The organism is Fictibacillus nanhaiensis (assembly GCF_042686385.1).
Taxonomy (GTDB): Bacteria; Bacillota; Bacilli; order Bacillales; family Fictibacillaceae; genus Fictibacillus; species Fictibacillus nanhaiensis.
The window spans coordinates 1,327,509-1,353,941 of the sequence record NZ_JBHUPF010000006.1 but is presented as its reverse complement, the minus strand read 5'-3'; the positions used below and the strand labels follow the sequence as shown (position 1 = coordinate 1,353,941).

The following is a 26,433-nucleotide window of genomic DNA, read 5'->3' as shown; positions in this document are numbered from 1 at the left end:
TGTAATTGTAACGCTTCCTAATAAAAAAGACAGCACATAGGCTGCCTTCCCATCATTTATTTTTTTCTCGCGACAAATAAGATTCGTTCACTTTCTTCCGTAGGCTCTGTTCCTTTAAAATCGGCTGAGACCTCTAAGTGTTCAAATCCACACTCTCTTAACCAATTACAATAGTCCTCGATGGCGAATGTTCTTTGTGTATGCAGTTCATCATATCGATCGTAGCGATCTCCGTTTTGCATGAAGAAGGATAGATCGTGTTCCACACTGTTTTCAAGCTCACCTTGATAGCATTGCCATATGTAAGATAGCTTTTCATCATTACTTCCAAATGTTTGTCCGATAAAGATTTCATTGATCTTATGTATGGAATGAACATCGAAAAGAAGTAATCCTCCTGTTTTCAGGTGGTTACCTGCTGAAAGAAAAGTACGTTTTACATCTTCTTCCGTCAAGATATAATTCAGCGAGTCACATAATATCGTTACACAATCAAAAACACCTAGTCCTTCTAACTCTCGCATATCTTGTTGAAAAAGGTTCAGATTTACTTTTTCGAGTTCGGCTTTCTCTTTCGCGACCATCAACATGTCTGTTGAAAGATCAACCCCGGTTACATCAAAGCCTTCTTTCGCGAGTAGAATCGTCATTGATCCCGTCCCACAACCAACATCTAAAAACCGCTTACCATCTTCTAAATGATTAAAAGCGGATGTTTTCACAAAGTTCAGCCATTCAGCGTAGGGAGCATCCTCCATCAACTCATCATATAGATAGGCAAATTGCTGGTAGCTCATCTATAAGTTCTGTTGCGGGGTAATAATAGCATCTACATCAATCTTATTGGCATCTCCCCATAATTTCTCAAGATTATAATAACTACGGTCATCGCGATGGAATACATGAACAACGATGTTTGCCAGATCGATTAAAACCCACCTTGCATGGTCAAACCCTTCCATTCTGCGAATCTGAATATCATTCTCTAAGGCCACATCTTTTAGTTCTCTTGCAATCGCTTGAACTTGTTTCTCAGAATTACCATGACAGATAACAAAGTAATCCGCAACAAGCGAAATTCCTTCCATGTCTAAAACGGCAATATTTTCTGCTCTTTTATCATCAGCGGTCTTCACGACCAATTCCATAAGCTCTTTTATGTTCATCCAGTGCACTCCTTCTCTTTTTTTAGTTTAATCTCTTGAAGCAATCCATTGTACGCTTCAAACGTGAGTGGATAGATTTTTTGGTTCTGTTTCATTAAAAAAGTTATCGTGTTCTTCACGGCCATCAAACAAGCTTGATCAAGATCATGCTCTGCTATCTCTCTAACACTTTCCACACCTGGGAAATTACGGTTCGGTTCTATGTAATCTGCTAAGAATATTACCTTTTCAAGCAGAGTCATCGCCCCGTTACCCGTTGTATGATAATAGATCGCACGTAGTATGTCTTCATCCGTTATTCCGACTTCTTTTTTAACTAAGTATGCTCCGACCGGCGCATGCAATACCTCATTACCATAGAATAATAAGTCTTGTGAGAGTCTCTCGCTTCGTACGATCTCTCTCATCTCTTCTTTTGGTCGAAATTTGGCATAATCATGAAATATGGCAGCAATCTCGGCTTTTTTTGAATCTGCTCCATATTTTCTAGCTAGAGCAACACTCGTCTCTTCCACTCCTAAAGTATGAATATAACGGTGCTCTGTAAGTTGCTTTTTCACAATCTCCAGTGCTTTAGTACGTTCCATAAAGGCCGTTCTCCTTTATATGTTTCCAGACATCATCTGAAACATAGTAACGAATATTCTGACCAGCACGTGATCGATTACGTATAAACGATGACGAGATCTCAATAATAGGTACTTCTACATGTTTTACCCGATACCTCTCCCAATGATGGTCAACAGCATACCCACTACGACCAACACCTGCAAAATCAACAAGGTCCTTTAACTCATCGATTTTGTGCCAGTCGCTTAAGGAATGAACCATGTCTCCCCCCACGATAAAAGTGAAGTTTATAGAGGGATATTTTTCTTTTAGAAGTCGTATCGTATCAATAGTATATGAAGGTCCACTTCTCTCAAACTCAAGCAAAGAAAGGGAAAACTGCTCATTGTTACCAATTGCTTTTCTAACCATTTCTATGCGCTGTTCATCTGAGATTTCGATGTCTTTCTCTTTATGAGGAGGTGTAGAGGAGGGCATCCACCACACTTCATCTAGATGCATTTGGGTTAACGCTTCTTGAGCAATCAGCATATGCCCGATATGTGGCGGATTAAAGGTACCTCCAAAAAGTCCTATTTGTTTATTCATTACGATGTCACTCCTTATGGGAGTTGGATGCGTTTTTGATTGACCGATTCTTTGTAAAGTACGATCGTGCTTCCGATTACTTGAACCAACTCTGCTTTTGATCCAGAAGAAAGCTGTGACGCTACCGTATCCTTATCATCTTCACAGTTTTGAAGCACGCTAACTTTTATTAGCTCTCTAGCTTCTAGTGCTTCATCAACCTGTTTGACCAAATTTGAATTCACCCCACCTTTACCTACCTGAAAAATAGGATGAATGTGATGTGCCTTTGATCGTAAAAAACGTTTTTGTTTACCTGTAAGCATAGTTACCTCCTAAGTTGTTCCATAACGACTTGTTTCATATTATTTGTATCAGGAAAAGTTCCTGTCCATTTTTCAAATGCCATAGCTCCTTGCATGACAAGCATAGATACACCATTATCTGTTGTTGCGCCTTTTCCCTTTGCATCCTTCAGCCATCTTGTGGTCAAAGGATTATATACGATATCACTTACCACTGCATCCTTCTTCAGCAAGTTAAGTTTCAGTGGAATAGAATCGGTATTTGGATGCATACCCGCGTTGGTCGTGTTGATCAATACATCAAAACGAGCAAGTTCTCCTTCGGCTTTTTGTAAAGACAAACCTTCAATACGTTCATCATTCAAATCTTTTAATAAAGAATAAAGTCTTTCTTCTGAACGATTCGCTATCGCCATGTATTTAGGCGTTTCCTTGCTAAGGGCATAAGCAATAGCTCGAGCAGCTCCGCCAGCTCCTATCAATAGAACGTTCAACTCAGACAATGGCTTATTGATCTTTTCTTTTAATCCTAATAAGAATCCTTTACCGTCTGTGTTATAACCGATCAGCCTTCCATCTTTATTCACGACTGTGTTAACAGCGCCTATCTCTTTTGCTTCGTCGTCAATCTCGTCTAGAAGCGGAAGAATCGCCACTTTGTGAGGGATGGTAATGTTAATTCCTGCATAGTTGCTATCTTTCAAAAAGGTAACGAATTCCTCTAATTGATCAGAAGAAACACGTTTTTTTTCGTACGTTCCAGAAATGCCAGTTTGGTTAAAGGCTGCCGTATGCATGACAGGTGACAAAGAATGATCAATTGGATCTCCGATAACAACTGCTTTGATCATGAAAAGAATCTCTCCTTATATTAAGGATTTTCGAACGGTAACGGCTACACCCTCTGGTGCATAAAAGGCGACCTTCGCACCTGCTTCAGGGAAGGTTACCCATCCTAATCCAGAGATTACAACATCTGTTTTACTTTCCTTTATAACAAATTCATAACGTTTAAGCTTTGGAAAGTTCTCTGTATCTTCTGGAGGGGCTAACATGTCACCTAGATGTTTCTCATAAAGTTCGTCTGCTTTGTCGGTCTTTGTTCGATGTATGTTTAAATGGTTTGAAAAATGGCAGACGAACGACTGTCTTCCACCTTTTAAATAATCCATTCTGGCAAGTCCGCCAAAATACAGCGTCTGTAACTCATTCAGTTGAAACACCATTGGTTTTATTTCTTTTTTCGGCATGATAATATTTAATTCTTTCTTAGAAACAAAATGTGCCATCTGATGATGATTAATGATGCCTGGAGTATCATACATATGACTTCTTCCATCGAGTGGAATGTCAATTAGATCTAATGTTGTTCCAGGAAAATGAGAAGTTGTAATCAGATCAGATGCTTCCTCACCAAATTGTTTGATCAAACGGTTTATGAAAGTAGATTTCCCTGTGTTCGTACAGCCTACAACATATACATCTTTTCCTTGACGATAATGATCGATAGACTCTGCCAATTCCTCAATACCATAACCTTTGTCAGCAGAGATCAATTTTACATCAATCGGTTTCAAGCCTAATTCTTTTGCTTCCTTCTTCATCCAATGAATCACCTTGTTCGGATTCACTGATTTTGGAAGCAGGTCAAGCTTGTTACCGACAAGAAGAATCGGATTGTTCCCCGCATATCGGTGAAGTCCAGGTAGCCAACTTCCATTAAAATCGAAAATATCAACGATCTTAACAACTAACGCATCTTCGTCTCCAATGCTTGAGACGATCTTACGATAATCATCGTCTGTTAAACTTACATCATGAATTTCATTATAGTGTTTTAAACGAAAACAGCGCTGGCAAATTGGCAGCTCTTTCGTCAGTGCCGAAAGAGGTGCGTATCCAAGCGCTTCTTTGTCTTCTGTTTGTATGGAAACTCCACAACCCACACATTTAACTTGTTCCAAACCTATTCCTCCCAATGCAGCATGCCTTTTCTTTTCATCCAAGACAAAATGATGCGTTCGATTTTTCTGTTAAACCTTGTCCAAAAACCATCACTGCTAGCCACTGGTACAACGAGTATAGTATGCAAACCTAATCGATTTCCACCAAGTACGTCAGTAAGAAGTTGATCTCCAATGACAACAACTTGTTCATTTTTCAACTTCATATCTTTTAAAGCACGTTTGAAAGCTTTGGTCATTGGTTTTCTAGCACTATAGATAAAAGGGATACCCACAGGATCTGAGAAGCTCTTTACTCTATGTTGAGTATTGTTTGAAACAATTGTGATCAAAATACCTTTTTCTTTAATAGAAGTAAACCACTCTATCAATTCTGGAGTCGCTTCAGGTCGGTCCCATTCCACAAGCGTATTATCTAAATCTGTAATAATACCTTTTACTCCACGCTCAACTAACATTTCCGGTGTGATGTCCAATATATTCTGAACATGTTGATCCGGCAAAAAATGTTTTAACATTCTAGCACCTCTTCACGTTTCCTTTTCAACGTATCTATTTTACCAGTAATGAAAGGAAGTACAAACGATTTTTATGCAATACCTGTCTTTATCTAAAAAATTTCAAGAGCAACCCATAAGGTTTTTCTTCTAAATCTTAATTTTTACAATACCTCATTATGAACATGGTAAAAATAGTTTGATATAGAAAAACAAAAAGTTTTCGACAATTTGTTCCCCTATTCAAAATGTGGATAATCTTATTCACATTATTCCCCTAAGTATGAGTTATCTTTCTAAAAGATGTTAACACTTTACCCACAACTTATCCACCAAACACTGTGGATAAACGAACGGTTGTTCCTTTTTACAATACATGGTAAGCTTCAAAGTACATAAAGCAAGTACATAAATCATGAACTTATCATCGTATTCATTCTATATGAATGTAGAATACTTTTTTATTATTTTTATTACATGCAGGAGGTGACCATGCCGCTTCTAAAGGGCTATATTATGGAAAAACTTTCAGACGACCTGTTAATTGAATCTTATTTAAAGGCTAGAGAACTGAAACTTAGCAATGACTTTATTTTACTTATTAAAAAAGAAATCGATAGAAGATCTCTTCATGCTAGATTACAGCAAGTTTTAATGTAGAGCGTAACTATGCGCTCTATTTTTTTGTGGCAAACTCTTTTTCAACTTTACGATATTCTTCTGGATTGAATGTTATTTCAATTGGTATTTTCCACTTTTCTTCCCAGGCTAGCTTATACTTCTTACTTAATAAGTCTGCCTTTTTATAATGATAAGACTTCATCTGTATCGCTACTACGTATTTCCCTTCTTTCTTTACAACCACTGCACGTTTAATAAATTTATTTTTCTTAATTTCACGTTTCATCTCTTCAGCAAGTGAAGATGCTGTTGAAACCCCGGCTTCTGAAAAACTAATATGCTTTCGATAATATTCTCTTGGTTGAAACTCTGGGCTCGTCTCATCTTTTTTGTAAATAGAATCATTCAAACAGCCAGTTAGTTGAAACAAAATCAATAGTAATCCGTATGTATGTAGTAGTCTCATTTTCAATCACCTCTCAAATAGGGTAGGTATTTTTTGGGAAGGATATTCAAGAGATGCAAAATCAATCTAATTCGAGAGTTTCTGTTTGGTAAAGTATTTGCTAAAAAGGAAAGGTTTTGCTTACAATGTAATGGACTATGACGATTATTTTGGGTTTTAAGGAGGTTTACCGGTACTCATGTTGCACATCTACATACTATTACCTTTTTTAGCAGCATTATTAATTGGACTTGCCGCTAAGAAAGTAGACCGGATACATACTGGTTGGTTTGTGCTGCCTGTTCCAGCAGTGCTTTTTATCCTGTTCATTTCAAAGCTGCCCATATTGGCAGAAGGAAAAATCGTACAAAGCATCGCGAATTGGATTCCATCTCTCGATATCCAATTAAGTTTTTATTTGGATGGACTTAGCATGCTTTTTTCACTTTTAATAACAGGGATCGGATCACTAGTCGTTCTTTATTCGATCTTTTATTTATCGAAAAAAGAACAACTCGTTCATTTCTATGTTTATTTACTATTATTTATGGGATCGATGCTCGGCGTCGTTCTATCTGACAACGTATTCGTGCTCTATACGTTTTGGGAGTTCACAAGTATTTCATCCTTTTTATTGATTGGATTTTGGTTTTATCGTGAACGTTCCACATACGGTGCACAAAAGTCGATGCTTGTAACGGTTTTTGGTGGTCTAGCTATGCTAGGGGCTCTTATCTTGCTATCGATTACAGCCGAAACAAATAGCATACGAGAGATGATCGCTAATCGGTCTGACATTATGGAGAGTGACTTGTTCATACCAATATTACTGTTGTTACTGATTGGTGCCTTTACAAAATCAGCACAGTTTCCTTTTCACAGCTGGCTTCCTGATGCGATGGAAGCACCCACTCCAGTCAGTGCATACCTTCACTCTGCAACGATGGTTAAAGCAGGAATCTATCTTGTCGCGAGGTTCTCTCTCATCTTTAGTGGAACAGATGTATTTTTTATCATTGTTTCGGGAGTGGGGCTGATTACACTTTGTTTAGGATCTATTCTCGCGTCTCGCCAAACTGATCTGAAGGGTATCTTAGCTTATTCAACGATCAGTCAACTTGGGATGATCATGACGATGCTTGGATTTGGAACGGGTATCGCTACACTCGCGGCGATCTTCCACATCTTTAATCATGCTACCTTTAAAGGCAGCTTGTTTATGATAGCGGGTATTGTTGACCACGAGACAGGAACGAGGGATATCAGAAGACTTGGCGGGCTCTATACCTTTATGCCGATCTCAGCCACTCTAGCATTCTTTGGAGCCTTCTCCATGGCCGGCATTCCGCTTCCGATCTTCAATGGATTTTTAAGTAAAGAAATGTTCTTTGATTCTTCATTAAAATTAGAACAAACAAGTGGTTTTGCTGGAACGTTTGCAGAGTGGATTCCGTTGCTAGCCGTAATCGGAAGTATCTTTACATTCGTTTACTCTATGTATTTAGTATTTGGCACATTTACAGGGAAAGCCAAGTTAGATCAACTTGAGAAAAAACCTCACGAAGCGCCAATCGGTATGCTGATTTCTCCGATTATCCTTATTGGGTTTGTCGTTTTGATCGGACTATTGCCAAATTTAATCAATGAATCGATACTTGCACCCGCAGTTGTGTCAGTTACGGGAGATTACGCACAGATTCATCTTAAATTTTGGCACGGATTAAACGGACCGCTTTATATGTCTCTTATAGTAGTAGCCATTGGAACCATCCTCGCTTTGACACTAAAAAGATGGCAGCCGATCTATAATAGAGTACCTGGAAAGTTTTCAACGGATCGTATATATCAGTCTATCGTAAACGGCCTATTGAGTTTCTCGAGTAAATTTACGAAGTTTTATATGACGGGTTCATTGCGATTATATACTTCCATTATTCTTGTATTCTTGGTCCTGGCTACCTCGATCTTTATATATGTTACGGATGGGTTTAAAATAGCTTTTGATGATTTAGCACCCGTTACTTGGCCAGAGGTGTTAGTCGGTTTTGTTATGGCTGTTGCTGCCATTGCGACGATCTGGATGACACAGAGAATAGCTGCGATCATTGTAATCGGAGTTGTTGGATATGGTCTTTCCTTATTGTTCGTTTTTTTCCGAGCACCAGACCTCGCATTAACACAGCTTATCGTTGAAACCATTACGGTCGCTCTCTTCTTGCTATGTTTTGCTCATCTTCCTAAGCTGAAAAAATCAGACAAGAAACCTTCTGAAAAACTTGTTGATTTTGTTATTGCAGCTTCAACAGGAGCACTTTTAACTATAGTAGCGATCTCTGCTCATAGCTCTAAATTTTTTGAAAGCATCTCGAAATATTTTGTAGATAACTCTTATAAGCTTGGCGGTGGAGACAATATCGTCAACGTTATCCTTGTTGACTTTCGTGGACTAGATACTTTATTTGAGATTGCAGTACTTGGTCTAGCTGCTCTAGGCATTTATGCCATGATAAAATACCGGGATAAAGGAGACATGAACCCCTAATGGAAATTCTTATGTCTATACTTGCCGGAACGTTATTTGCAGCCGGCGTTTATCTTATTCTTCAAAAACAGTTATTAAAAATTGTACTTGGTACAGCGCTTTTATCACATGGGGCTCATCTGTTTATCTTAACGATGGGTAAATTAAACCGTGGTAAACCTCCTATTTTAATAGAGGGAGTCAAGAACTATACAGACCCTCTCCCTCAAGCGCTAATACTGACATCTATTGTTATTAGTTTTGGGGTTACGAGCTTTCTACTTGTGTTAGCTTATCGAACCTATCAAAGCAACAAGACAGATATGATGGATCAGCTAAGGGGAACAGATGATGAGTAATATAGTATTCTTGCCAATATTTATACCTTTATTTTTCGGAGCTTTGCTTGTTTTCTTTAATAAGAAACAAAAGATAACGGTTAACCTTTCATTTCTAGTGGTCTTGTTAAGTTTCGGTGTATCGATCTACTTAAGTTATCATGTATTTTCCAACGGGCCTTTAATCTTAGAAACCGGTGGTTGGAAAGCACCGTACGGAATCATTCTTGTTGCTGATAAGCTATCCGTCATCATGATACTCGCTGTAAATGTGATCGCTTTTACTGCCGCGATATTTGCAATATCTTCCGTTACAGAGAAAATGGTAGAGCATTATTTTTACCCTTTGTTCTTCTTATTGATCGCAGGGGTGAGTGGTGCATTCTTAACAGGAGATCTATTTAACCTTTTCGTGTTCTTTGAAGTCTTGTTAATGGCATCCTACGGATTGATCATTATTGGAGGTTCCAAGCATCAGTTTCGGGAATCTGTAAAGTACATCTTACTTAATTTGTTTTCGTCTATTCTATTCGTTACAACGGTAGCCTTCCTCTACTCAGTTACGGGCACAGTAAATATGGCCCAACTTGGAGAACGTGTTGCCCAAGTTGAGCAACAAGGCATCTTGACCGGAATCGGGATATTACTATTTATAGTTTTCGCGACAAAAGGTGCTCTATTTCCATTGTATTTTTGGCTTCCTAAATCGTATATCGTACCGTCACCTATCGTTTCTGCATTGTTCGGCGCATTGTTAACTAAAGTTGGTGTTTACTCAATGCTTAGAGTCTTCACACTCATTTTTTCACACAAACTTGAGCTGACACATACTTTTTTCATTTGGGTCGCTACGATTACGATGATTATCGGAGTCATTGGTGCGCTTTCTACATCCAACGTAAAATTGATCATCGCTTATAATATTATGCCAGCCATCGGTTTTATGCTTTTGGGTATTGGAACGTTCTCAGAAGAATCACTAGCAGGTACGATCTACTATCTTATTCATGATATGGCGATTAAAGCCGCATTATTTTTCATTGCTGGCCTACTCGTGTGGCATGCAGGAACGTCGAACCTAAAAAAGATGGGTGGATATATAAAAACAGCGCCGATCATGGGCTGGATGTTTTTTATCGCATCTCTCATATTAGCCGGAATCCCCCCTTTTAGTGGCTTTATCGGGAAATACCTTCTTTTAAGAGGTGCGATGGATGAAGGGCATTATGTTGCTGCTGGGATCGGATTATTATCAAGTCTGTTAATTTTATTTTCTGTGATTCGAATCTTTATTGGGGCTTTCTGGGGTGAGCTAAAGGAAGAACCGAAACAACCTGTGCGAACTTCAGGATTAGCAGCATCTGCGGTACTGATAGCGATCTCGATCTTGCTTGGTGTGGGAGCAGAATGGTTCTATCCGTATGTTCAGGCAGCAGCAGACAGTCTGATCGATCCGCAAATCTATATCGATTATGTATTAAAGGAGTAATTCCATGACATTTCAACTTATTCTAAATTTGCTGATCGGCGTTATTTGGATGTTTTTATCTGAGAGCTATTCTTTCGCAAGTTTTATAGTTGGATTTGTGATTGGAGCAGCACTTCTCTTCTTGCTGAATCGTTTCATTCCTGATTCGTACTATTTTAAACATGTGAGAGCGATCCTATATCTGATCTTTTTATTCATAAGGGAACTTCTTCTAGCAAATATTGAAGTTCTAAAATGGGTTTATAAACCTAAGCTTGATTTTCAGCCAGGTATACTCGCACTTCCGATTGACGTGAAGAAAAATTGGGAGATTACCTTACTTGCTAACTTGATCACCTTAACTCCTGGAACGCTGTCCGTAGATGTCTCTCGAGACCAACGATATATTTATATCCATGCGCTCGATCTTCCAGATGTTAATGAAACGATTGTAAGCATTAAGGAATCTTTTGAAAAAGCAATAAGGGAGGTAACACGATGACAGATTGGTTCTCCGTTGTTGTCCATGTTTGTTTATTTGTAATAACCATTTCGATTCTGCTACTTCTCTATCGAGCGATAAAGGGTCCATCAAATCCAGATCGTGTGGTAGCACTCGATACAATCGGAATTAACTTGATCGCGATCACTGGTATTATGGCGATCATTCTAGATACCGTTCAATTGAACGACATTATCTTATTGATCGGCATATTGACGTTTATTGCAACTGTCTCTGTTGCAAAATTTTTAGAAAAGGGTGTTATCATTGATCAAGATCGTGATTAGCTTCTTCCTCATCGCTGGCACCTTTTTTATTTTCTCAGGAACACTTGGTGTACTCCGCTTTCCTGACGTTTATTCAAGGCTTCATGCTGCCAGTAAGGCTTCAACATTAGGAGTATCTGGAATTCTTATTGGAGCCTTTATCTATGTGTTATCTGAAATGCATGTGTTCAGCGGTAAATTGATTCTTGGTATCCTCTTTGTTCTGTTAACTGCTCCAGTAGCAGGGCATATGATTTCGAGAGCAGCATACAGAACGGGAGTGCCTCTCTCAGAAAAAACGGTATTTAATGAACTTGAAAAGAAAGAGAGCTCTAATACTCCATAAATAATAGCTACTATTCATCACTTACTCGTTGTCATATAATGATTAGAATGGGTATATAATTTTAAGCAACGAACATGTATACGTTCACTTAAAAAGACAACATTTTTCTACTCTTTTTTTAAGTGTTTACATATACTGCGTTCTAGCCGGTTACCCGTTTGAGGAGTGATTGTATGTTCATGCTCGAAAGAGAGCGAATTGATTCAACGTTTAAGAAAGTGAAGGGACAAACCGCTAACTTCTTAACATTGATCAATTTATCACTAGGAACTTTAGCTTTATTATTTATGATCTCAGGAGATTTGAAGTTAGGATTCATCTTAATCTTCTTAGCTGGTCTGTTTGATCGGTTTGATGGTATGGTAGCAAGAAAGTTAAACATCGAGTCCGAATTTGGAAAACAATTAGACTCTCTTTGTGACTTGATATCATTTGGAATCGCACCTGCGTTTTTAATCTATCAAGTCGCCCTTCATCAGTTTGGTGTTCCTGGCATAATTTTCACCATTATCTTTATAGTTTGTGGTGCGATTCGGTTGGCTCGTTTTAACATTACAGAGTTTACTGGTTCATTTGTTGGAGTGCCGATCACTCTAGCTGGGTGTTTGATGGCTGCAGGTTATCTGACGGTTGATCTAGTACCTGGATATCTTTATATGTTTTTAACTTTTGGATTATCTGTCCTTATGATTAGTACCATTACGATTGAAAAAAGATAAAGGGTAAGTCATGAAGAAAAGCTTGGCATTACATTTGCCAAGCTTTTTGCTTTTTGCATTTGTCGGTTTTCTTTTCTTTCATACCTGAATAGAGGCAATACCTCTAAAGAGTAAAAAAACGGTGACTCCAATAAAGGAACCACCGTAATTTCGTTTATTCTTCTGTTAAAGCTAAGAACTCTTCTACGTCAGCTGCAGCAAGCTCGATTCCTTTTAACCAGAAGTCTTGCTTTGTAACATCTATCCCTAGATGTTTTTGTGCGAGCTCTTCCACTTCCATCTTTCCTGTATCTTGAAGAAGTGCAATATATTTCTCTTCAAATGAAGGACCTTCTTCTTTTGCTTTTGCATAAATTCCCGCCGAGAACAGATAACCGAATGTATACGGGAAGTTATAGAACGGAACGTCTGTAATATAGAAATGAAGCTTAGATGCCCAGAAGTATGGGTGATACTCATCGAGTGCACCGTTAAAGGCTTCTTTCTGTGCTTCTTCCATCAGTTCACATAAACGTTCTACGGAAAGTTGACCGGATTTTCTTTCTTCATACATTCTTGTTTCAAAAAGAAAACGAGCATGTATGTTCATGAAGAATGCTACAGAACGTTGAGCCTTATCTTCTAAAAGAGCAATTTTCTCTTCTTTCGTTTTTGCGTTCGAAACTGCTGCATCAGCAACGATCATCTCCGCAAAAGTTGAAGCTGTTTCAGCTACGTTCATGGCATAATTGGTCGCGTAGTACGGCATCTCTTTTAAAACATCCGTATGAAACGCATGACCAAGCTCATGAGCTAACGTTGAAACGTTGCTCGGTGTTCCAGAGAACGTCATAAAGATTCTTGTTTCTTTCTTAGTTGGGAACCCTGTACAGAACCCTCCAGGTCTTTTCCCTGAACGATCTTCGGCTTCAATCCAACCGTCCAAGAATGCCTTTTCAGAGAAATCAGCCATCTTAGGTGCGAGCGTACGGAAATGCTCTACGATAAATTGTGCCGCTTCGTCATAGCTCATCTTGCTGTTTGCAGAAGATAGAGGTGCATCAACGTCGTACCAGCTTAATTTATCTAGACCTAGGAGTTTCGCTTTTCGATCTAAGTATTTTACGAAGATTTCTTTTTGGGAAGTGATCGCCTCCCACATTGCTGAGAGCGTCTCTTCTTTCATGCGATTGATCGCTAGTGGTTCTTTTAATGTCTCTTCCCAGCCTCTATGCTTGTAGATCTCGTTTCTAAATCCTGCGATATGATTTAGTGAAGCAGCACAGAATTCACCTTCATGATCCCAAGCTTGCACAAACTTTTCAAATGTATCCTTTCTTACGTTACGGTCTGGACTTGAAAATTTATTCTCCGCTTGCCCAACTGAGAGTTCTTCTTCTTTTCCATCGATCTCAACTTTAATCGAAATTCTACCTACCACTAGATCGTACAACGTTGACCAAGCATGATAGCCGTCTACAGCGAGATCATTGATCAATGATTCTTCAGAGATACCAAGCTTCTCTTTTGCATTCACTCTTCTCTCGTTCAAAGAGAACGCGATATGTTCGTACTCAGGAAGACTCATTAAATCTTTCCACGCATCTTCGGAAATATCCATTAATTTTTGGTCGATAACTGAACCAACGTTAGAGAATGCTGCATATACCGATTCTAATCGTCCGCGAAGAGCCATCGCCTTCTTGTCTTTTACATCTTGAGCGATCAAACAGCCTATGAAAGCTCCTGCAGTTGATAATCTTTCAGAAAAACTTTGAAGTTCGTTAATAAGTGATAAGAAGTTTTCGTTTGAAAACGTGAAAGAATCCGCTTTTTTTGCTAATTCTTTCGCTTCGTTCTCTGTCCAATTTATTTCAGCTAGTAATTCTTTAGAATCACTACCACCAGGAAAAACGGAATCAAGTTCCCATGTTTGTCTTAAATCTTGTAATAACATTATTTCTCCCCCATATGTACATATTTCCACTCTTTTCTTATTATAAAAAATATTCAAACAAAAATCGACTATGAAGTTTATTTTTTTGATTTATTTTTTATGGAAAGGATAATTCATTTAAACAAAAAGCTCTTTTCTAAAGATTTGCTTAAGAGTATTATCTTCTATGCTCAATTATTTTAAGTTTTACGGTACGTGTTTTTATATTTATTACACGTTCACCGATAAAAGAGCTGTGACCACCTGATAAGTGCTCGCGACCACCTGAGATGCATAACTTTTCGCCTATGATCATGCGTTTTCCACCTGAGAAACCCTAATTTTCACCACTTATGTCACTGATCATCACTACATTTTTGCTCCTACTCTACAATCCCGAACCCCGAAACAAAAAAGCCAACATATCATGCAAGAGCCACGATTTTTAGGCTCCGCTTGCCACATTAACTAATTCCCTTCTACATGCTTGCTGATTTACTTTATATTAGTAACAGGCAAAGACTTTCTGAAAACAGTCAAAAAAAAAGCTCTCCATCTGAAGGAGAGCTCGACATTTATTCAGCGATTGAAACATAGACAAAATAGGCCAGCATCACTACGAATGATCCATAAAGTACTGCATCTTGCATAAGAACCCCTCCTGGTTTTTTACCTATTCTATTCCCTGTTTTGTATATCTAAACCCCAACTTATCGAACTTGTTTTCCTAAATTGGCTTTTGCCTGCTGAATAAGTTCTTTTACCATTCTTCCGCCAATCTGACCGCCAACTTTTCCAGCGTCTTTTGACGTAATCGTACCGTTATATCCTTTTTCAAGGTTCACACCCATATCTCTCGCCACCTCATACTTAACATCATCTGGTGACTGATCTGATACGTTATAACCCGCTTCTCTCATCACTTTTGCTTTTAACCGATCAAGCCCTTCTCTTGCTTCGGGGACGATGGGTTGACGCTTTCTTCTTGCCATATATAAAAACTCCTTTTTTTCTTTAGTTTGTCCGAATAAAAAAATAAAAAGACTGTAATTGTTACCAGTCTTCTTAAGGAAGGATTTATCGTTCTGATTGCTGGCGGCTTCGGTAAAATTCATGAAACAGCTTCATAAGCGCTCGCTTCTCGATCCTTGAAACATAACTTCTCGATATCCCTAGCTGTTTTGCGATCTCACGCTGTGTTTTTTCTTTTTGAAGATCGAGTCCGAACCGTCCGACGATCACTTCTTTTTCACGGTCATCCAACACATGAATATAATCGTATATCTTCTTCTTTTGCATCTTTAATTGGATGGCATCCACAACATCTTCTGTTTCCGCTTTCAACACATCGATCAATGTAATCTCATTTCCTTCTTTGTCCGTTCCGATCGGGTCATGAAGGGAAACATCTTTCTTTGTTTTCTTTAGAGCGCGTAGATGCATCAATATTTCGTTTTCTATACATCGAGCAGCATACGTTGCAAGCTTCGTTCCCTTACCTCTCGAGTAACTTTCAATGGCTTTTATCAGTCCGATCGTGCCAATTGATATTAAGTCCTCCGTATCTTCACCGGTGTTTTCAAATTTTTTCACGATATGCGCAACAAGCCTTAAGTTATGTTCGATCAACATGGCTCTTGCATGTTCGTTTCCTTCGGCCATCTCTTTTAAGTACTGCTTTTCTTCATTTTCAGACAGGGGCTGGGGAAACGCGTTGTTTTTAACATATGATACAAAGAGCATAACTTCCTTGAAAAAGTAAGCCAACACACCTACTAATGACATGACAGCACCTCCAAGACGATTCTCTATTCCCTTATCTTTATGCTGTGCTGGGCTTGGGTGTGTCTGTACATCTTTAAAAACCAGGGAACCTTTTTATTTTTACAATCGTACTAGAAATAAATGGTTCAAATACAGAGTGATCCATACTATAATTGAGCATGGAATGAGGTGAAGATGTGAATAAAACAAAAAAACTTATCGCAGGTGTTTCCTCTGCTTCTGTTGCAGTTATGCTCTCTGGCTGTAACGACCAAGCGCAAGATATTCCACCAGAGCCAACTGATACGGAATGCCAGGATTGGGAATGGGATGAAGATGACGGGGTATATGAATGTGATGACACCGGTTCTCGTTATTTCGGTCACTATTACCACGGTGGAAGCTACTACAAAGGAAAGAGCAGCTTATTAAAAAGCTCTGCTTATAAATCCTACAAGAGTAGTTCGAGTTTCAAAGGCGGTGGATCTGGCTTCGGAGGAAGCAAAGGATTTGGCGGATAAATCATGAGGAGTTGTGAAGATGGATAACTTATTTCTTAATTTTGCCCTTTATGCAGCTACAGGGCTTGGTTTACTTTTTGTCGGCTTCATTATATTTGAACTAACAACAAAAACGAAAGAACTTCAATTAATTAGTAAGGGAAACTGTGCAGCGGCATTGTCACTTGGCGGAAGACTTTTTGGTCTTGCTTTCGTCATTGGATCTTCAATCGCAAATTCTTTGAGCATCGTTGATTTGCTGATTTGGGGATCTGTCGGGATTGTTGCACAAATCGTAGCTCTATTCGTAGCAGAACACCTAGCGATTCGTTCGAGCATCTCAAAAGCAATCGATGCAGATAACAAAGCCGTTGGACTTCTTGTTATGTTTTTGAGTGTTTCCGTTGGTTGGGTTATCGCTCAGTGTCTTACATATTAATAAATAAGGCTGTTTTCGTAAACTTTGATGCTTTTGGAAGTGTTGATTTCCGTTCCAGGCTGCTCGCTTTCCACGGGGCAAGCGCTGAGCCACATTCGTACGTTTCACTCTTAAGTGTCTCAGCTGCCCGCCTGTCCCGTAGGAGTCTCGCACCTTCCACTCCAATCAATTGTCCAAGGAGTTCAAAGCAACAATCTTTTAGAAAAGAGCGATAAAAAAGCATGTGGCAATGGCCACATGCTTAAATTTTATCCCCGACATACATCACATAAACAGCACGGTCTTCATCTATTTCAGCTGAATCACGTAAAAACTGTCCTTTACCAGGTATATCTACTACGTCTTTTAATAAATAACGGATAACATCCCAATGGCTGTTTAAAGCTTGGGTATGAAGTACAGGCATATCTCCTGAAGCGTTATAAGAGCGGAATTCTAAAAATATCCCTCTTCCTTTGTAACTCGTTTCCTCCGTAAATCTTCGAGCTTCTCCTATTTCTTTTACGATTAAAATTTCCTCGCTACCTTTCATTTCATTCGATTGCAGCTCGTACTCTTTACCACCTGTTACAAAAAATTCACAGAGCTGTCGAGCATATTTTTCATCGTTATGCATGTTTTTTGGAATCTTATACGTTAAGAAAGCTTCATATTCGTTATCTCTTTCGATAAAATAAGTAAGTTCCATTATTTTCATCCTCTTTATAATTTGTTATGTTTATCATACCAGTTTATTGTTGTATCCGTATGTTTTGGAGGTAATTAAACGCATGACCTATATAGATAATAGACAAAAATTTTATAATCAGCTACCTGAGTTCTGGGCCGATATGTATGGTCAAGAATATGCTTTATATGAACCTGCTGAAATCTCAGAAGACGCTGTAAAAGATGCGAGGCTTCTTGGTGAAAGAGCTGGCCATATTTTGTTTAAGACGGCCTCTCTCCTACAGTCTGAAAATATTGAAGATGATACTTTGCAGCTTCTAGGTTTTCCATCAGCTCTAAATTCTTTTCTTCGGCATCAGACCCCATTAACTAAAACCGTTATCGGAAGGATCGACTCAATCGAAACATCTGAAGGTCATAAAATCATGGAGTTTAACAGTGATACACCCACTTTTATTTACGAATGCTTCAAGGTGAACGGATTGATCTGTAAGCATCACGGATATAGAGATCCGAACGAAGAAAAAGAAAAACAATTACAGAACGCTGTACGCTCCTCCATCTTGAGTGCATATCGACACTTACAGACGGAGCATGCCCCTCACATCGTTTTCACAGCTCATGAAGAGAACATTGAAGATAAGCAGACTGTTCTATATTTAAAAGAGCTTTCTGGATTTCCTTCTGAGTTTGTACCTTTAGAAGAATTGGTCATACGAAAAGGAATCGGCTTGTTCGATCAAAAAGGGAAGAAAATCGATGTTTTATATAGACAAACTTTTCCGATCGAGCTTCTTATACAAGATGTAGACAAAGTGACGAACGAAGATATCGGATTACAGCTTACAGAGCTTGTCGTTCAAAATAAATTGGCAATCATTAATCCACCATCAGCCTTTTTACTACAGAGCAAAGCCATTCTAGCCGTCATTTGGGGGTTACACGAAGAACGCTCTCCTTACTTTTCAAGTGAAGAACACGCATGGATCGAACGCTATTTCTTACCTACCTACCTTGAACCAGACACGTTTTTAAAGAACAAAGAAAAGTATGTGCAAAAACCTGTTTTTGGTAGAGAAGGAGATACAGTTCGTATTTTTGATGGTAACGGCTACTTAATAGATCAAGACAAACACCATAGTTATGACAACTATGTAAGTGTATATCAAAAGTATGTATCGCTTCCAAAAATGACATTTCAATCTCAAAGAGGAGCTCAAGAAGGCTACAGAATGACAGGAACATTTATCATTAACGGAAAACCAAGTGCTTTTGGTTTTCGTATTGGAAACGCAATAACCGATAACCTATCTTATTTCTTGCCTTCTTGTATAAAAAAGTAGCGCATGCCGAATCGGCACACGCTACTTTTATTTTTTTACAGCCATGATGACAAATTATAAGATGCCTTTTCTTTAGCACGATCATAAAGTGTTTTTACTTCCAGATCACGTGCGTAAAGTTCATCAGAACGATTATTTCTTTTAATAGAAAAGGTTATCGTTACAAAAAACAAGTGTAATGTAAACATAAATTTATTAGCTCCTTCGTTTCAATCGTATTTTTTCCCTCAGGTTGAATCTTTCTCCGTTAAAAGCCAAGTTAGCAGTGTAATTCCAATCATTATCATTTGCTTCTCCTCCTTTAAAGATTTATAAAAAAACACCGCAGAATAACTCCTGCAGTGTTAAAAAAGCACATAAAAAACCGCAGGTATTCGACCTGCGGTGTCTTTTAAATAAAGTTAAATAGACATACTGCTCTGATTGGCGGTCGAACGTAAAGATTTATTCAGTTGGTAAATCGTTTTAATGTACATCATCATTTTGTTCAACCTCCTTTTTATAATTTACTTTACTTAGAAAACCTTACACTATTTACCAAGAAGTGTAAAGAGTTTTTTATCCTAAATAAGTATATGCATCTGAAATTGAAAGTTTACAAAAAAAGGTGAGGTTTTCTATAAATAGGCAGTACCTTTACAAGATAATTATGTGTACACTTTCACAAACTTTTACTATAATGATGAGTGTAAAGGGGGAAACACAAATGATACATCCTAAGGTCATATTTGCTTCAACCCGGCCTTTTTCATTAACAGCTTCAGTCATTCCTGTCATATTCGGGACAATTCTTGCGTTGCAGTGGACAAGCGTTCATTGGACTACTTTCTTTCTAACACTTATTGGTGCTGTTTTTCTTCAGTGCGGAACAAACTTAGTGAACGACTATTTTGATCATGTAAAAGGTGCGGATATTCCAGGGTCGTTAAGCCCATCAGGCGTCATCGACCGAAAAGAGATGACTCCTCGCCAAGTATATATCACAGGACTTATTTTCTTTGGTCTAAGTATTATCGTGGGACTTATTTTAACCGCACTTACCGGCCCTGTAGTACTTTATTTCGGGATTCCGTCACTTCTTGTAGGCTATTTTTACACCGCTACTCGTTATGCACTTGCTTACAATGGACTAGGTGAGATCGCATCTGGAAGTACGCTAGGTATCCTCGCAGTTGTTGGTTCTTTCTACACACAAACATTAACGTTAAACACAGAGATCTTTTTAGCTGCTATCCCGAACGCTCTTCTAGTGATGGCTATCTTACATGCCAATAACTTGCGCGACTTCGATACAGATAAACAGATTGGTAAAACAACCGTTGCCGGTTTGATCGGAAGAAAAGCATCGCGATTAGAATATTATGTCTTAATGCTTGGTGCATATGTAAGTTTATTAGCTCTTATATTCTTAGATATCTTACCGCTTTGGAGCCTTATTGCTGCGATCACTCTTCCTATAGCATTAAAAGGGTTGAAGATTGCGATTTCCACGTGGGATGCCAAAGAATTAAACAAAGCACTTGGTTTAACTGCACTACTTCATATGGCTTTTGGTATCCTACTTTGTGTTGGTACATTAACGGGAATCCTTTTATAAGCACACAAAAAAGTCCACTTGTAGAAAGTGGACTTTTTCTTTTACCCTTTTCCAGCTTGAAAGCCTGGATATAACGTCATACCGCCGTCAGCGATCAATGTTAATCCTGTAACATAACTAGCTTGATTGGAGGCTAACCAGACCGCGGTCGCCGCAATTTCCTCAGGCTCACCGATATACCCCATAGGAATTAACTTTAAAACGCCTTCTTTTTGTTTTGGATCAGAAAACTTTTCTGCATTGATTGGTGTATTGATCGCACCAGGGGCAATGCTGTTGATTCTGATTCGTTTAGGAGCATATTCAAGTGCGAGCGTTTGTGTCATCAGCTTAATTCCGCCTTTACTTGCTGCGTAATGCACAAAATGCGGCCATGGAATGATCTCATGCACACTCGACATGTTAATGACAGCTCCTTGGATATCATGCTCTAAGAAGTAATCGATCGCTTCTCTGCAACCTAGAAACTGGCCGGTTAAATTTGTAGATATAACTTTGTTCCAATCGTCTAATGTGAGCTCATGGGATGGCACTTCATTTTCAATACCTGCGTTGTTAATCATGATGTCTAGCGATCCAAACTCACTAATTGTTTTTTCAATAAGTTGTTTGATGTCACCTTCTTTTGTTACATCCCCTTGTACAGCAATTGCGTTTCCGCCGCTATTCTTAATTTCCTTAATCATTTCTTCTGTTTCTTTCACTTGTTTATCTGAATGAAAATTGATCACAACATTCGCTTGTTCTTGTCCGAATCTTAATGCACAAGCCTTACCGATACCCGTGGCCGCACCTGTGATAATAACCGTTTTTCCTTTTAAATCTGGATACATACTGTTCATCTCCTCTATGATTTTGTGAATCCTAACATGACGCCACCTGCTATGATGAGAACACATCCTGAGATCACCCAAATGATTTCTTTCTTGCTTCTTTTTTCACCTAATAAGAAGATTCCTCCGAGTGTTGATATGATAATACCCGTCTGTGAAAGGGAGAAGCTTGTCGCGATTCCGATAAGAGGCAATGACAGCAGCAGTGTCAAATTACCTGTGCTCCAAATCAATCCTGTTAAAATATTGCGAACAGAGTACTTATTGAAAGGTTTATGTTTAAAAGATAAAACGAGCGCACCTATAAACATCCCTACCGCCTGAGGTAGAATCGCCTGCCAACCATTTACTTCGAACCATCTGATAATAACGACGTATGTAACATATCCAATTGTTGAAATGAGGAGAATGGTAAGTCCCTTCTTAAAGTTTTGTTTGTCCTTTTCGTCTCCTTGCTCACTTCTTCTAGATGTTAATAAAGCTCCCGCTATAATTGCACAGATTGCAATAATTCCGATGATGATCTCGGTAGTTGTTTTCCATTCATGAAAAACGATTACACCGAACAACGTCGTTCCGAACAACTGCAACCCAGTTGAGAGAGGAACAATCTTAGAGACCCCCAAATAATCAACACTAGCAAATTGGTTCCGCTGTCCGATCACCCAAAAGATCCCTGATACAATACCGATCGCAAAAACTGTGATATTAAAATCAGGTTGCACGATAAAGAATGCAACAATCGAAAACAACAGAGCTCCGAGTGTCATTCCAAATGTTTGACTGTGAAAATCTCCACCGAGTTTTTCGCTCACTAATACGATACTACCCCAGCAGACTGCTGTAATAAGTGCCCAGATGATACCCACTAACTCCACTTCTTTCTTAAAATAGATTGTTAAAACTTAGTATGACCTTCATCAGCCGTTCTGTATCCATACCCGATTGTTCTATCTCAATAAACTATCTAATTTGAACTTATGAAAGTCTGGAAAATTAAGCTTTTAAGTCATATCACTTGTGAAGTTTTGCGGAGACGCTTTCTTATCTATTCCGTTTTGAGAACATAAAAAAATACCGCCCCTACTGAAGGGACGGTACGTGAAATTATCTATATCGTTTTACTCACTTAATTCTTGTAATTGAGTTTTACATTTTCTCACTACTCTATACATAAGTGCAGTGAACCCTAAGCACGTTGTAGATGCAATACCTAGTGTGATGGATTGAACAAAGTTTTTGTCTTCGACAGGAAGTACCAGTCCTAAATAAAAGAACGTGCTAACAGCCAATAAAATAAAACCGAAGCGCTGGTAGTCAGCGATTTTCTTTTGAATTAATTCAGCATTGTTTTTCATAACGGTGTCTACCTCCTACTCCTAATCTCTATATAAAGGATAACATAGGGAAGATAGCAACCTACCAAGCAGATTTTGACAAAAGCGTGAAGTAATTTTGTCTAAATTGTGATCAAAAATTAGCATCGTACGATTTAATTTGAAGGTGAATTTATCTTGTATTAATTAGAGCCAAAAAAGATTCATTGTGTGTTTTGAAAATGTTAGCAGATTATACCTTACGGGGTATCCAAAGAGGTAATTCAGGAAATTTTGGAATTAATCCGGCGAGTTATGACTTTAATCCAGCGAGTTTTACTTCTAAACCGGCGAGTTTACAAATTTCGACAATCTAAACGTGTCTTATACCCCTCACCTTTTTAATTTTTCAGGCTCACATTTTGCCCTCGTTTTATTGACATACTAAGGCAGCAGAAATAAAAGAACAAGTGCCTGTTAAAGCACTTGTTCTTTTATTTGTGTTCTTCATTTAACTTAAAGCATTCTTCAGATCATCGATCAGATCGTCAGCATCTTCAATACCAACTGAGATTCGAACCAATCCATCAGTTATTCCTAACTCTGCTCTTCGTTCTGCAGGTATAGAAGCATGTGTCATTCGAGCAGGAACCGAGATCAAACTCTCAACTGCGCCTAAGCTTTCTGCAAGTGTGAAATATTTTACCTTTTTCAAAAGTGCATCAGCATTCGCTTGTGAACCAACATCAAACGATACCATACCACCAAAGCCGCCAGATTGCTTTTTAGCTATCTCGTGCTGAGGATGATCTTCTAGTCCTGGGTAATAAATTTTTTCTACAGCTGAATGAGATTTTAAAAATTCAACGATTTTCGTCGTATTGCTTTCATGAGCTTCCATACGCAACCCAAGCGTTTTAATCCCACGAATGAGCAACCAAGAATCTTGAGGCCCTAGAACGCCGCCTGTTGAGTTTTGGACGAAATGCAGATCTTCTCCAAGCTTATCGTCGTTAACCACGACAAGACCTGCTACAACGTCACTATGGCCACCAATATATTTCGTAGCAGAGTGAAGAACAATATCTGCTCCTAATTCGATCGGATTCTGCCAATATGGTGTGTTAAACGTGTTATCTACCATGAACAGAAGGTTTTTCGCTTTTGCCCATGATGCAACAGCTTCGATATCTGTAACCTTTAATAATGGATTTGTTGGTGTTTCTACATAGACCGCCTTCGTGTTCGGTTTTAAAGCCGCTTCAATCTGTTCGATGTCTGTAGTATCTACAAACGTTGAATCGATACCGAGACGGTTTAGGACCTTTGTCATCACACGATACGTACCACCGTATACATCATCTGTTAGAATAACGTGATCACCAGAATCAAATAACATCATAACAGCAGTAATGGCAGCCATTCCTGAGCCAAACGCAAATCCGCGTTTGCCTCCTTCTAGATCTTTGATCAGTTCTTCTAACGCATGTCGAGTTGGGTTCCCAGTACGAGAATATTCAAATCCGCTATGAACCCCCACATCTTCTTGCTTGTATGTGCTTACTTGGTAGATCGGAAATGACACAGCCCCTGTTGTTTTATCAGAAGGAATGCCTCCGTGGATCAGTTTTGTTTTACGTTTCATTATCAGATGCCTCCTTCATAAATTTTCTTGCTTAAATATCGCTCTGAACTATCTGCAAATATCGTGACAATGTTTTGTCCTGGTTGCGCGGTTTGTGCCTCAATGAGTGCAGCGTGTAAAGCAGCTCCTGAGGAGCTTCCAACAAGGAGCCCCTCTTTTTTGGCTAATTCAGCGACTCTTTGGAATGCATCAACATCCATTACCGTATGGATGCTGTTAAAATACGAGGAATCCATATATCCAGGAAGAAATTCCATACCGATTCCTTCTGTTTTATGAGGTCCGGATTCTCCACCATTAAGAATAGAGCCTTCAGGTTCAACAATAACGGTCTTCACGTTTTTGTTCTTTTCTTTTAAGTAACGAGCTGTACCCATAAACGTACCACCTGTACCCGCTCCTGCTACAAAAACATCAACATTGCCATCAAGCTCATCCCAGATTTCTGGACCTAATGTTTTGTAGTACGTGTTAGGGTTATCTGGGTTAGAAAATTGAGATGGAGAGAAAGAATTCGGAATCTCATTCAATAATTCTTTCGTTTTTTGAATCGCTCCCTTTATTCCATCGGCAGTAGGGGTATGAACGATGGTGGCACCCAACGCCTTCATAAGCTCTTGTTTTTCTATACTAAACTTTTCTGGAATAACAAAGATTACGTTTATCCCCTTATTGATCGCAGCAAGAGCAAGACCGATCCCTGTGTTTCCTGCTGTAGGTTCGATGATCGTACCACCTTGCACAAGATCCCCCTTAGATAGAGCTGCATCCAACAGCTCCAAACCTAGACGGTCTTTTACACTTCCTCCTGGATTCATGAACTCCAGTTTTGCAAATAAACGAACACCTTCCGGAAGTGAAAATTGAGTGATCTCCATAAGAGGTGTGTTACCGATCAACTCATGTACGTTTTTAAAATATTTCATTGGAATCGTCCTCTATTCTCCGAAAACAATATGCCACTCATCTTTTTTAGCAAGCATCTTGCGCGCGATCTCTTTCGCTCCTTCAAGACTGTGGTTAGCTGCCCATCCACATTGAACTTCATTACATGCAGGTACTTCAGTTGCTTCTAAAACATCGTTCAACGTTTTCTCGAGAACTTCTAAAATTTCATCGTAGTTATCATGGTTGATCACAGATAGATAAAAACCAGTCTGACAGCCCATAGGACTGATGTCCACTACAGTAGAATGGTGATTTCGAATATTTTCCGCCATCAGATGTTCGATGGAATGAAGTCCTTCCATCGGCATATGATCTTTGTTCGGCTGACAAAAGCGGATGTCATACTTATGGATGATATCTCCGTTCGCTCCTGTAGTCGTCCCTGCTAAACGGATATAAGGTGCAACTACTTTCGTATGATCAAGGTTAAAGCTTTCAACGTTCATTTTCTTTGTCATTTTGATTTCAGCTCCTCAACGATTTTTTGTACTAGTTCTGCTGAGTTCTTAGATGCTGTTTGTAGGAATTGGTCATAAGAAACTCGTGCATCTTTTCCTGCGATATCAGATAAAGAACGGATGATCACAAAAGGAACTTTGAATTGATAACACGTTTGAGCGATAGCAGCAGCTTCCATCTCAGCAGCATATAGAGTCGGAAACTTGCCTCTGATATCTTCTACCCTAGCATGATCACTCATAAACGAATCGCCTGAAGCGATCAAACCTTTTGCTACTTGGATGTTTTCTACTCTCGCACCAGCTCGTTCGGCTGCATTTACAAGTTTTTCGTCAGGAAGATAGTTAGGCGGCATCTGTGGCACTTGACCGTGCTCATAACCAAAGATCGTTGCATCTACATCATGATGACGAACATCGGTCGAAATGACTACATCCCCGACGTTCAGATCTGAATGAAATCCACCAGCAGATCCAGTATTCAAAATAACATCTGGTCCATAAAGCTGAATCATCAACGTAGTCCCGATCGCTGCGTTTACTTTCCCGATTCCTGATTTTAATAACACGACTTCTTGGCCGTCCAGTAATCCTTTGTAAAATTCACAACCCGCAAGCTTATTTTCTTCTAGATCTACTAGTTGCTCTCTTAAAAGAACTACTTCCTCTTCCATTGCACCAATAATTCCAATTCTTTTCATAAGATTCTCC

At 38.9% G+C, this 26,433-nt stretch carries 34 protein-coding genes; 12 read left to right on the top strand and 22 right to left on the bottom strand.

Annotated elements, in window-relative coordinates; genetic code table 11:
* Window positions 1-56: 56 nt before the first annotated feature.
* Genes ACFS5O_RS10370 through ACFS5O_RS10335 form a run of 8 tightly spaced genes read right to left on the bottom strand, consistent with a single transcriptional unit; the run spans window position 57 to window position 5,090 of the window.
* Window positions 57-797 carry a class I SAM-dependent DNA methyltransferase gene (locus ACFS5O_RS10370; RefSeq protein ID WP_205726915.1) on the bottom strand — a complete coding sequence of 247 codons (741 nt, stop codon included), beginning with the start codon at window positions 795-797 and terminating at the stop codon, window positions 57-59.
* Window positions 798-1,166 carry a ribosome silencing factor gene (rsfS, locus tag ACFS5O_RS10365; protein ID WP_205727315.1) on the bottom strand — a complete coding sequence of 123 codons (369 nt, stop codon included), beginning with the start codon at window positions 1,164-1,166 and terminating at the stop codon, window positions 798-800. It abuts the gene before it with no gap.
* Window positions 1,163-1,753 carry a bis(5'-nucleosyl)-tetraphosphatase (symmetrical) YqeK gene (gene yqeK / locus ACFS5O_RS10360; RefSeq protein WP_205726916.1) on the bottom strand — a complete coding sequence of 197 codons (591 nt, stop codon included), beginning with the start codon at window positions 1,751-1,753 and terminating at the stop codon, window positions 1,163-1,165. The genes rsfS and yqeK overlap by 4 nt, the downstream gene beginning before the upstream one ends.
* The gene (locus ACFS5O_RS10355; protein WP_205726917.1) at window positions 1,740-2,324 is read right to left on the bottom strand and encodes a nicotinate-nucleotide adenylyltransferase; all 585 of its coding nucleotides are present in this window, start codon (window positions 2,322-2,324) and stop codon (window positions 1,740-1,742) included. The genes yqeK and ACFS5O_RS10355 overlap by 14 nt, the downstream gene beginning before the upstream one ends.
* Before the next feature lie 14 nt (window positions 2,325-2,338).
* Window positions 2,339-2,629: a ribosome assembly RNA-binding protein YhbY gene (gene yhbY, locus ACFS5O_RS10350; protein ID WP_205726918.1), complete on the bottom strand. Its 291-nt coding sequence runs from the start codon at window positions 2,627-2,629 to the stop codon at window positions 2,339-2,341.
* Between the two features lie 2 nt (window positions 2,630-2,631).
* Entirely contained in the window at window positions 2,632-3,459 is an 828-nt protein-coding gene (aroE, locus tag ACFS5O_RS10345) for a shikimate dehydrogenase (RefSeq protein ID WP_205726919.1), read from the bottom strand.
* A gap of 15 nt (window positions 3,460-3,474) precedes the next feature.
* Window positions 3,475-4,578: a ribosome biogenesis GTPase YqeH gene (yqeH, locus tag ACFS5O_RS10340; RefSeq protein WP_205727316.1), complete on the bottom strand. Its 1,104-nt coding sequence runs from the start codon at window positions 4,576-4,578 to the stop codon at window positions 3,475-3,477.
* A complete protein-coding gene (locus ACFS5O_RS10335) occupies window positions 4,575-5,090 on the bottom strand; it encodes a YqeG family HAD IIIA-type phosphatase (protein WP_066396361.1) in 516 nt (171 codons plus the stop codon). Before ACFS5O_RS10335 ends, yqeH begins: the two co-directional genes overlap by 4 nt.
* 495 nt (window positions 5,091-5,585) lie before the next feature.
* Here ACFS5O_RS10335 and sda point away from each other — a divergent pair, with 495 nt between their 5' ends.
* Window positions 5,586-5,729, top strand: a complete 144-nt coding sequence (sda, locus tag ACFS5O_RS10330; RefSeq protein ID WP_144703357.1) for a sporulation histidine kinase inhibitor Sda — start codon at window positions 5,586-5,588, stop codon at window positions 5,727-5,729.
* 16 nt (window positions 5,730-5,745) lie between these two features.
* On the opposite strand, the gene ACFS5O_RS10325 is transcribed toward sda, so the two are convergent.
* Entirely contained in the window at window positions 5,746-6,156 is a 411-nt protein-coding gene (locus ACFS5O_RS10325; RefSeq protein WP_205726920.1) for a hypothetical protein, read from the bottom strand.
* 178 nt (window positions 6,157-6,334) lie between these two features.
* Between ACFS5O_RS10325 and ACFS5O_RS10320 the strand changes: the two genes are divergently transcribed.
* The 7 genes from ACFS5O_RS10320 (at window position 6,335) to pssA (ending at window position 12,295) form a co-directional block, all read left to right on the top strand.
* The gene (locus ACFS5O_RS10320) at window positions 6,335-8,677 is read left to right on the top strand and encodes a Na+/H+ antiporter subunit A (protein ID WP_205726921.1); all 2,343 of its coding nucleotides are present in this window, start codon (window positions 6,335-6,337) and stop codon (window positions 8,675-8,677) included.
* On the top strand, window positions 8,677-9,015 hold the full coding sequence (locus tag ACFS5O_RS10315) for a Na(+)/H(+) antiporter subunit C (protein WP_066396371.1): 339 nt from the start codon (window positions 8,677-8,679) through the stop codon (window positions 9,013-9,015). Before ACFS5O_RS10320 ends, ACFS5O_RS10315 begins: the two co-directional genes overlap by 1 nt.
* Complete coding sequence (locus ACFS5O_RS10310) at window positions 9,008-10,483, top strand: Na+/H+ antiporter subunit D (protein ID WP_205726922.1); 1,476 nt, start codon at window positions 9,008-9,010, stop codon at window positions 10,481-10,483. Before ACFS5O_RS10315 ends, ACFS5O_RS10310 begins: the two co-directional genes overlap by 8 nt.
* Window positions 10,484-10,487: 4 nt before the next feature.
* Window positions 10,488-10,964 carry a Na+/H+ antiporter subunit E gene (locus tag ACFS5O_RS10305; protein ID WP_066396376.1) on the top strand — a complete coding sequence of 159 codons (477 nt, stop codon included), beginning with the start codon at window positions 10,488-10,490 and terminating at the stop codon, window positions 10,962-10,964.
* Window positions 10,961-11,251: a Na(+)/H(+) antiporter subunit F1 gene (locus ACFS5O_RS10300; protein WP_205726923.1), complete on the top strand. Its 291-nt coding sequence runs from the start codon at window positions 10,961-10,963 to the stop codon at window positions 11,249-11,251. Before ACFS5O_RS10305 ends, ACFS5O_RS10300 begins: the two co-directional genes overlap by 4 nt.
* A complete protein-coding gene (gene mnhG, locus ACFS5O_RS10295) occupies window positions 11,223-11,576 on the top strand; it encodes a monovalent cation/H(+) antiporter subunit G (RefSeq protein ID WP_318300246.1) in 354 nt (117 codons plus the stop codon). The genes ACFS5O_RS10300 and mnhG overlap by 29 nt, the downstream gene beginning before the upstream one ends.
* A gap of 173 nt (window positions 11,577-11,749) precedes the next feature.
* A complete protein-coding gene (gene pssA, locus ACFS5O_RS10290) occupies window positions 11,750-12,295 on the top strand; it encodes a CDP-diacylglycerol--serine O-phosphatidyltransferase (protein ID WP_205726925.1) in 546 nt (181 codons plus the stop codon).
* A gap of 154 nt (window positions 12,296-12,449) precedes the next feature.
* On the opposite strand, the gene ACFS5O_RS10285 is transcribed toward pssA, so the two are convergent.
* The 4 genes from ACFS5O_RS10285 to sigK form a co-directional block, all read right to left on the bottom strand.
* Window positions 12,450-14,231: a M3 family oligoendopeptidase gene (locus ACFS5O_RS10285; protein WP_205726926.1), complete on the bottom strand. Its 1,782-nt coding sequence runs from the start codon at window positions 14,229-14,231 to the stop codon at window positions 12,450-12,452.
* Between the two features lie 157 nt (window positions 14,232-14,388).
* Complete coding sequence (locus ACFS5O_RS10280; RefSeq protein ID WP_205726927.1) at window positions 14,389-14,526, bottom strand: hypothetical protein; 138 nt, start codon at window positions 14,524-14,526, stop codon at window positions 14,389-14,391.
* Window positions 14,527-14,920: 394 nt separating this feature from the next.
* Window positions 14,921-15,202, bottom strand: a complete 282-nt coding sequence (locus tag ACFS5O_RS10275; protein WP_066396387.1) for an alpha/beta-type small acid-soluble spore protein — start codon at window positions 15,200-15,202, stop codon at window positions 14,921-14,923.
* Between the two features lie 85 nt (window positions 15,203-15,287).
* Window positions 15,288-15,995, bottom strand: coding sequence for an RNA polymerase sporulation sigma factor SigK (gene sigK, locus ACFS5O_RS10270; RefSeq protein ID WP_066237772.1), 708 nt, complete (start codon window positions 15,993-15,995; stop codon window positions 15,288-15,290).
* A gap of 176 nt (window positions 15,996-16,171) precedes the next feature.
* On the opposite strand from sigK, the gene ACFS5O_RS10265 reads away from it, so the two are divergent.
* Entirely contained in the window at window positions 16,172-16,495 is a 324-nt protein-coding gene (locus ACFS5O_RS10265; RefSeq protein WP_144698917.1) for an aminotransferase yhxA, read from the top strand.
* A 19-nt stretch (window positions 16,496-16,514) separates the two neighbouring features.
* Entirely contained in the window at window positions 16,515-16,913 is a 399-nt protein-coding gene (locus ACFS5O_RS10260) for a DUF350 domain-containing protein (protein ID WP_153237773.1), read from the top strand.
* 241 nt (window positions 16,914-17,154) lie between these two features.
* Here ACFS5O_RS10260 and ACFS5O_RS10255 read toward each other — a convergent pair whose 3' ends face one another.
* On the bottom strand, window positions 17,155-17,601 hold the full coding sequence (locus ACFS5O_RS10255; protein WP_318300247.1) for an RNA helicase: 447 nt from the start codon (window positions 17,599-17,601) through the stop codon (window positions 17,155-17,157).
* Window positions 17,602-17,683: 82 nt separating this feature from the next.
* Between ACFS5O_RS10255 and ACFS5O_RS10250 the strand changes: the two genes are divergently transcribed.
* Entirely contained in the window at window positions 17,684-18,925 is a 1,242-nt protein-coding gene (locus ACFS5O_RS10250) for a glutathionylspermidine synthase family protein (protein WP_205726929.1), read from the top strand.
* Window positions 18,926-18,960: 35 nt separating this feature from the next.
* Here the strand turns inward: ACFS5O_RS10250 and ACFS5O_RS10245 are convergent, their stop codons facing one another.
* Window positions 18,961-19,113, bottom strand: coding sequence for a YrzI family small protein (locus tag ACFS5O_RS10245; protein ID WP_198767869.1), 153 nt, complete (start codon window positions 19,111-19,113; stop codon window positions 18,961-18,963).
* 518 nt (window positions 19,114-19,631) lie between these two features.
* Here ACFS5O_RS10245 and menA point away from each other — a divergent pair.
* Window positions 19,632-20,522, top strand: a complete 891-nt coding sequence (gene menA / locus ACFS5O_RS10240; protein ID WP_205726930.1) for a 1,4-dihydroxy-2-naphthoate octaprenyltransferase — start codon at window positions 19,632-19,634, stop codon at window positions 20,520-20,522.
* A gap of 41 nt (window positions 20,523-20,563) precedes the next feature.
* On the opposite strand, the gene ACFS5O_RS10235 is transcribed toward menA, so the two are convergent.
* From ACFS5O_RS10235 to mtnN, 7 genes are all read right to left on the bottom strand, one after another.
* A complete protein-coding gene (locus ACFS5O_RS10235) occupies window positions 20,564-21,355 on the bottom strand; it encodes a glucose-1-dehydrogenase (RefSeq protein WP_066396406.1) in 792 nt (263 codons plus the stop codon).
* A 14-nt stretch (window positions 21,356-21,369) separates the two neighbouring features.
* Window positions 21,370-22,224, bottom strand: coding sequence for a GRP family sugar transporter (locus ACFS5O_RS10230; protein ID WP_205726931.1), 855 nt, complete (start codon window positions 22,222-22,224; stop codon window positions 21,370-21,372).
* Window positions 22,225-22,476: 252 nt separating this feature from the next.
* Window positions 22,477-22,713, bottom strand: a complete 237-nt coding sequence (locus ACFS5O_RS10225) for a YrhC family protein (RefSeq protein ID WP_205726932.1) — start codon at window positions 22,711-22,713, stop codon at window positions 22,477-22,479.
* Between the two features lie 469 nt (window positions 22,714-23,182).
* Window positions 23,183-24,316 (bottom strand): bifunctional cystathionine gamma-lyase/homocysteine desulfhydrase, encoded by a 1,134-nt coding sequence (locus tag ACFS5O_RS10220; RefSeq protein WP_205726933.1) that lies wholly within the window; start codon window positions 24,314-24,316, stop codon window positions 23,183-23,185.
* 2 nt (window positions 24,317-24,318) lie between these two features.
* Entirely contained in the window at window positions 24,319-25,242 is a 924-nt protein-coding gene (locus tag ACFS5O_RS10215; RefSeq protein ID WP_205726934.1) for a PLP-dependent cysteine synthase family protein, read from the bottom strand.
* Window positions 25,243-25,254: 12 nt separating this feature from the next.
* Window positions 25,255-25,722 carry an S-ribosylhomocysteine lyase gene (locus ACFS5O_RS10210; RefSeq protein ID WP_066396416.1) on the bottom strand — a complete coding sequence of 156 codons (468 nt, stop codon included), beginning with the start codon at window positions 25,720-25,722 and terminating at the stop codon, window positions 25,255-25,257.
* Window positions 25,719-26,423, bottom strand: coding sequence for a 5'-methylthioadenosine/S-adenosylhomocysteine nucleosidase (gene mtnN / locus ACFS5O_RS10205; RefSeq protein WP_153237765.1), 705 nt, complete (start codon window positions 26,421-26,423; stop codon window positions 25,719-25,721). Before mtnN ends, ACFS5O_RS10210 begins: the two co-directional genes overlap by 4 nt.
* Window positions 26,424-26,433: the final 10 nt, after the last annotated feature.

What these genes read in the sequence shown, in the direction of transcription:
- ACFS5O_RS10370 (WP_205726915.1), bottom strand. Translation starts at nt 797, where the DNA reads ATGAGCTACCAGCAATTTGCCTATCTATATGATGAGTTGATGGAGGAT.
- rsfS (WP_205727315.1), bottom strand. Translation starts at nt 1,166, where the DNA reads ATGAACATAAAAGAGCTTATGGAATTGGTCGTGAAGACCGCTGATGAT.
- yqeK (WP_205726916.1), bottom strand. Translation starts at nt 1,753, where the DNA reads ATGGAACGTACTAAAGCACTGGAGATTGTGAAAAAGCAACTTACAGAG.
- ACFS5O_RS10355 (WP_205726917.1), bottom strand. Translation starts at nt 2,324, where the DNA reads ATGAATAAACAAATAGGACTTTTTGGAGGTACCTTTAATCCGCCACAT.
- yhbY (WP_205726918.1), bottom strand. Translation starts at nt 2,629, where the DNA reads ATGCTTACAGGTAAACAAAAACGTTTTTTACGATCAAAGGCACATCAC.
- aroE (WP_205726919.1), bottom strand. Translation starts at nt 3,459, where the DNA reads ATGATCAAAGCAGTTGTTATCGGAGATCCAATTGATCATTCTTTGTCA.
- ACFS5O_RS10335 (WP_066396361.1), bottom strand. Translation starts at nt 5,090, where the DNA reads ATGTTAAAACATTTTTTGCCGGATCAACATGTTCAGAATATATTGGAC.
- sda (WP_144703357.1), top strand. Translation starts at nt 5,586, where the DNA reads ATGGAAAAACTTTCAGACGACCTGTTAATTGAATCTTATTTAAAGGCT.
- ACFS5O_RS10325 (WP_205726920.1), bottom strand. Translation starts at nt 6,156, where the DNA reads ATGAGACTACTACATACATACGGATTACTATTGATTTTGTTTCAACTA.
- ACFS5O_RS10320 (WP_205726921.1), top strand. Translation starts at nt 6,335, where the DNA reads ATGTTGCACATCTACATACTATTACCTTTTTTAGCAGCATTATTAATT.
- ACFS5O_RS10315 (WP_066396371.1), top strand. Translation starts at nt 8,677, where the DNA reads ATGGAAATTCTTATGTCTATACTTGCCGGAACGTTATTTGCAGCCGGC.
- ACFS5O_RS10310 (WP_205726922.1), top strand. Translation starts at nt 9,008, where the DNA reads ATGAGTAATATAGTATTCTTGCCAATATTTATACCTTTATTTTTCGGA.
- ACFS5O_RS10305 (WP_066396376.1), top strand. Translation starts at nt 10,488, where the DNA reads ATGACATTTCAACTTATTCTAAATTTGCTGATCGGCGTTATTTGGATG.
- ACFS5O_RS10300 (WP_205726923.1), top strand. Translation starts at nt 10,961, where the DNA reads ATGACAGATTGGTTCTCCGTTGTTGTCCATGTTTGTTTATTTGTAATA.
- pssA (WP_205726925.1), top strand. Translation starts at nt 11,750, where the DNA reads ATGTTCATGCTCGAAAGAGAGCGAATTGATTCAACGTTTAAGAAAGTG.
- ACFS5O_RS10285 (WP_205726926.1), bottom strand. Translation starts at nt 14,231, where the DNA reads ATGTTATTACAAGATTTAAGACAAACATGGGAACTTGATTCCGTTTTT.
- ACFS5O_RS10280 (WP_205726927.1), bottom strand. Translation starts at nt 14,526, where the DNA reads ATGATCATAGGCGAAAAGTTATGCATCTCAGGTGGTCGCGAGCACTTA.
- ACFS5O_RS10275 (WP_066396387.1), bottom strand. Translation starts at nt 15,202, where the DNA reads ATGGCAAGAAGAAAGCGTCAACCCATCGTCCCCGAAGCAAGAGAAGGG.
- sigK (WP_066237772.1), bottom strand. Translation starts at nt 15,995, where the DNA reads ATGTCATTAGTAGGTGTGTTGGCTTACTTTTTCAAGGAAGTTATGCTC.
- ACFS5O_RS10260 (WP_153237773.1), top strand. Translation starts at nt 16,515, where the DNA reads ATGGATAACTTATTTCTTAATTTTGCCCTTTATGCAGCTACAGGGCTT.
- ACFS5O_RS10255 (WP_318300247.1), bottom strand. Translation starts at nt 17,601, where the DNA reads ATGGAACTTACTTATTTTATCGAAAGAGATAACGAATATGAAGCTTTC.
- ACFS5O_RS10250 (WP_205726929.1), top strand. Translation starts at nt 17,684, where the DNA reads ATGACCTATATAGATAATAGACAAAAATTTTATAATCAGCTACCTGAG.
- ACFS5O_RS10245 (WP_198767869.1), bottom strand. Translation starts at nt 19,113, where the DNA reads ATGTTTACATTACACTTGTTTTTTGTAACGATAACCTTTTCTATTAAA.
- menA (WP_205726930.1), top strand. Translation starts at nt 19,632, where the DNA reads ATGATACATCCTAAGGTCATATTTGCTTCAACCCGGCCTTTTTCATTA.
- ACFS5O_RS10235 (WP_066396406.1), bottom strand. Translation starts at nt 21,355, where the DNA reads ATGTATCCAGATTTAAAAGGAAAAACGGTTATTATCACAGGTGCGGCC.
- ACFS5O_RS10225 (WP_205726932.1), bottom strand. Translation starts at nt 22,713, where the DNA reads ATGAAAAACAATGCTGAATTAATTCAAAAGAAAATCGCTGACTACCAG.
- ACFS5O_RS10220 (WP_205726933.1), bottom strand. Translation starts at nt 24,316, where the DNA reads ATGAAACGTAAAACAAAACTGATCCACGGAGGCATTCCTTCTGATAAA.
- ACFS5O_RS10215 (WP_205726934.1), bottom strand. Translation starts at nt 25,242, where the DNA reads ATGAAATATTTTAAAAACGTACATGAGTTGATCGGTAACACACCTCTT.
- ACFS5O_RS10210 (WP_066396416.1), bottom strand. Translation starts at nt 25,722, where the DNA reads ATGACAAAGAAAATGAACGTTGAAAGCTTTAACCTTGATCATACGAAA.
- mtnN (WP_153237765.1), bottom strand. Translation starts at nt 26,423, where the DNA reads ATGAAAAGAATTGGAATTATTGGTGCAATGGAAGAGGAAGTAGTTCTT.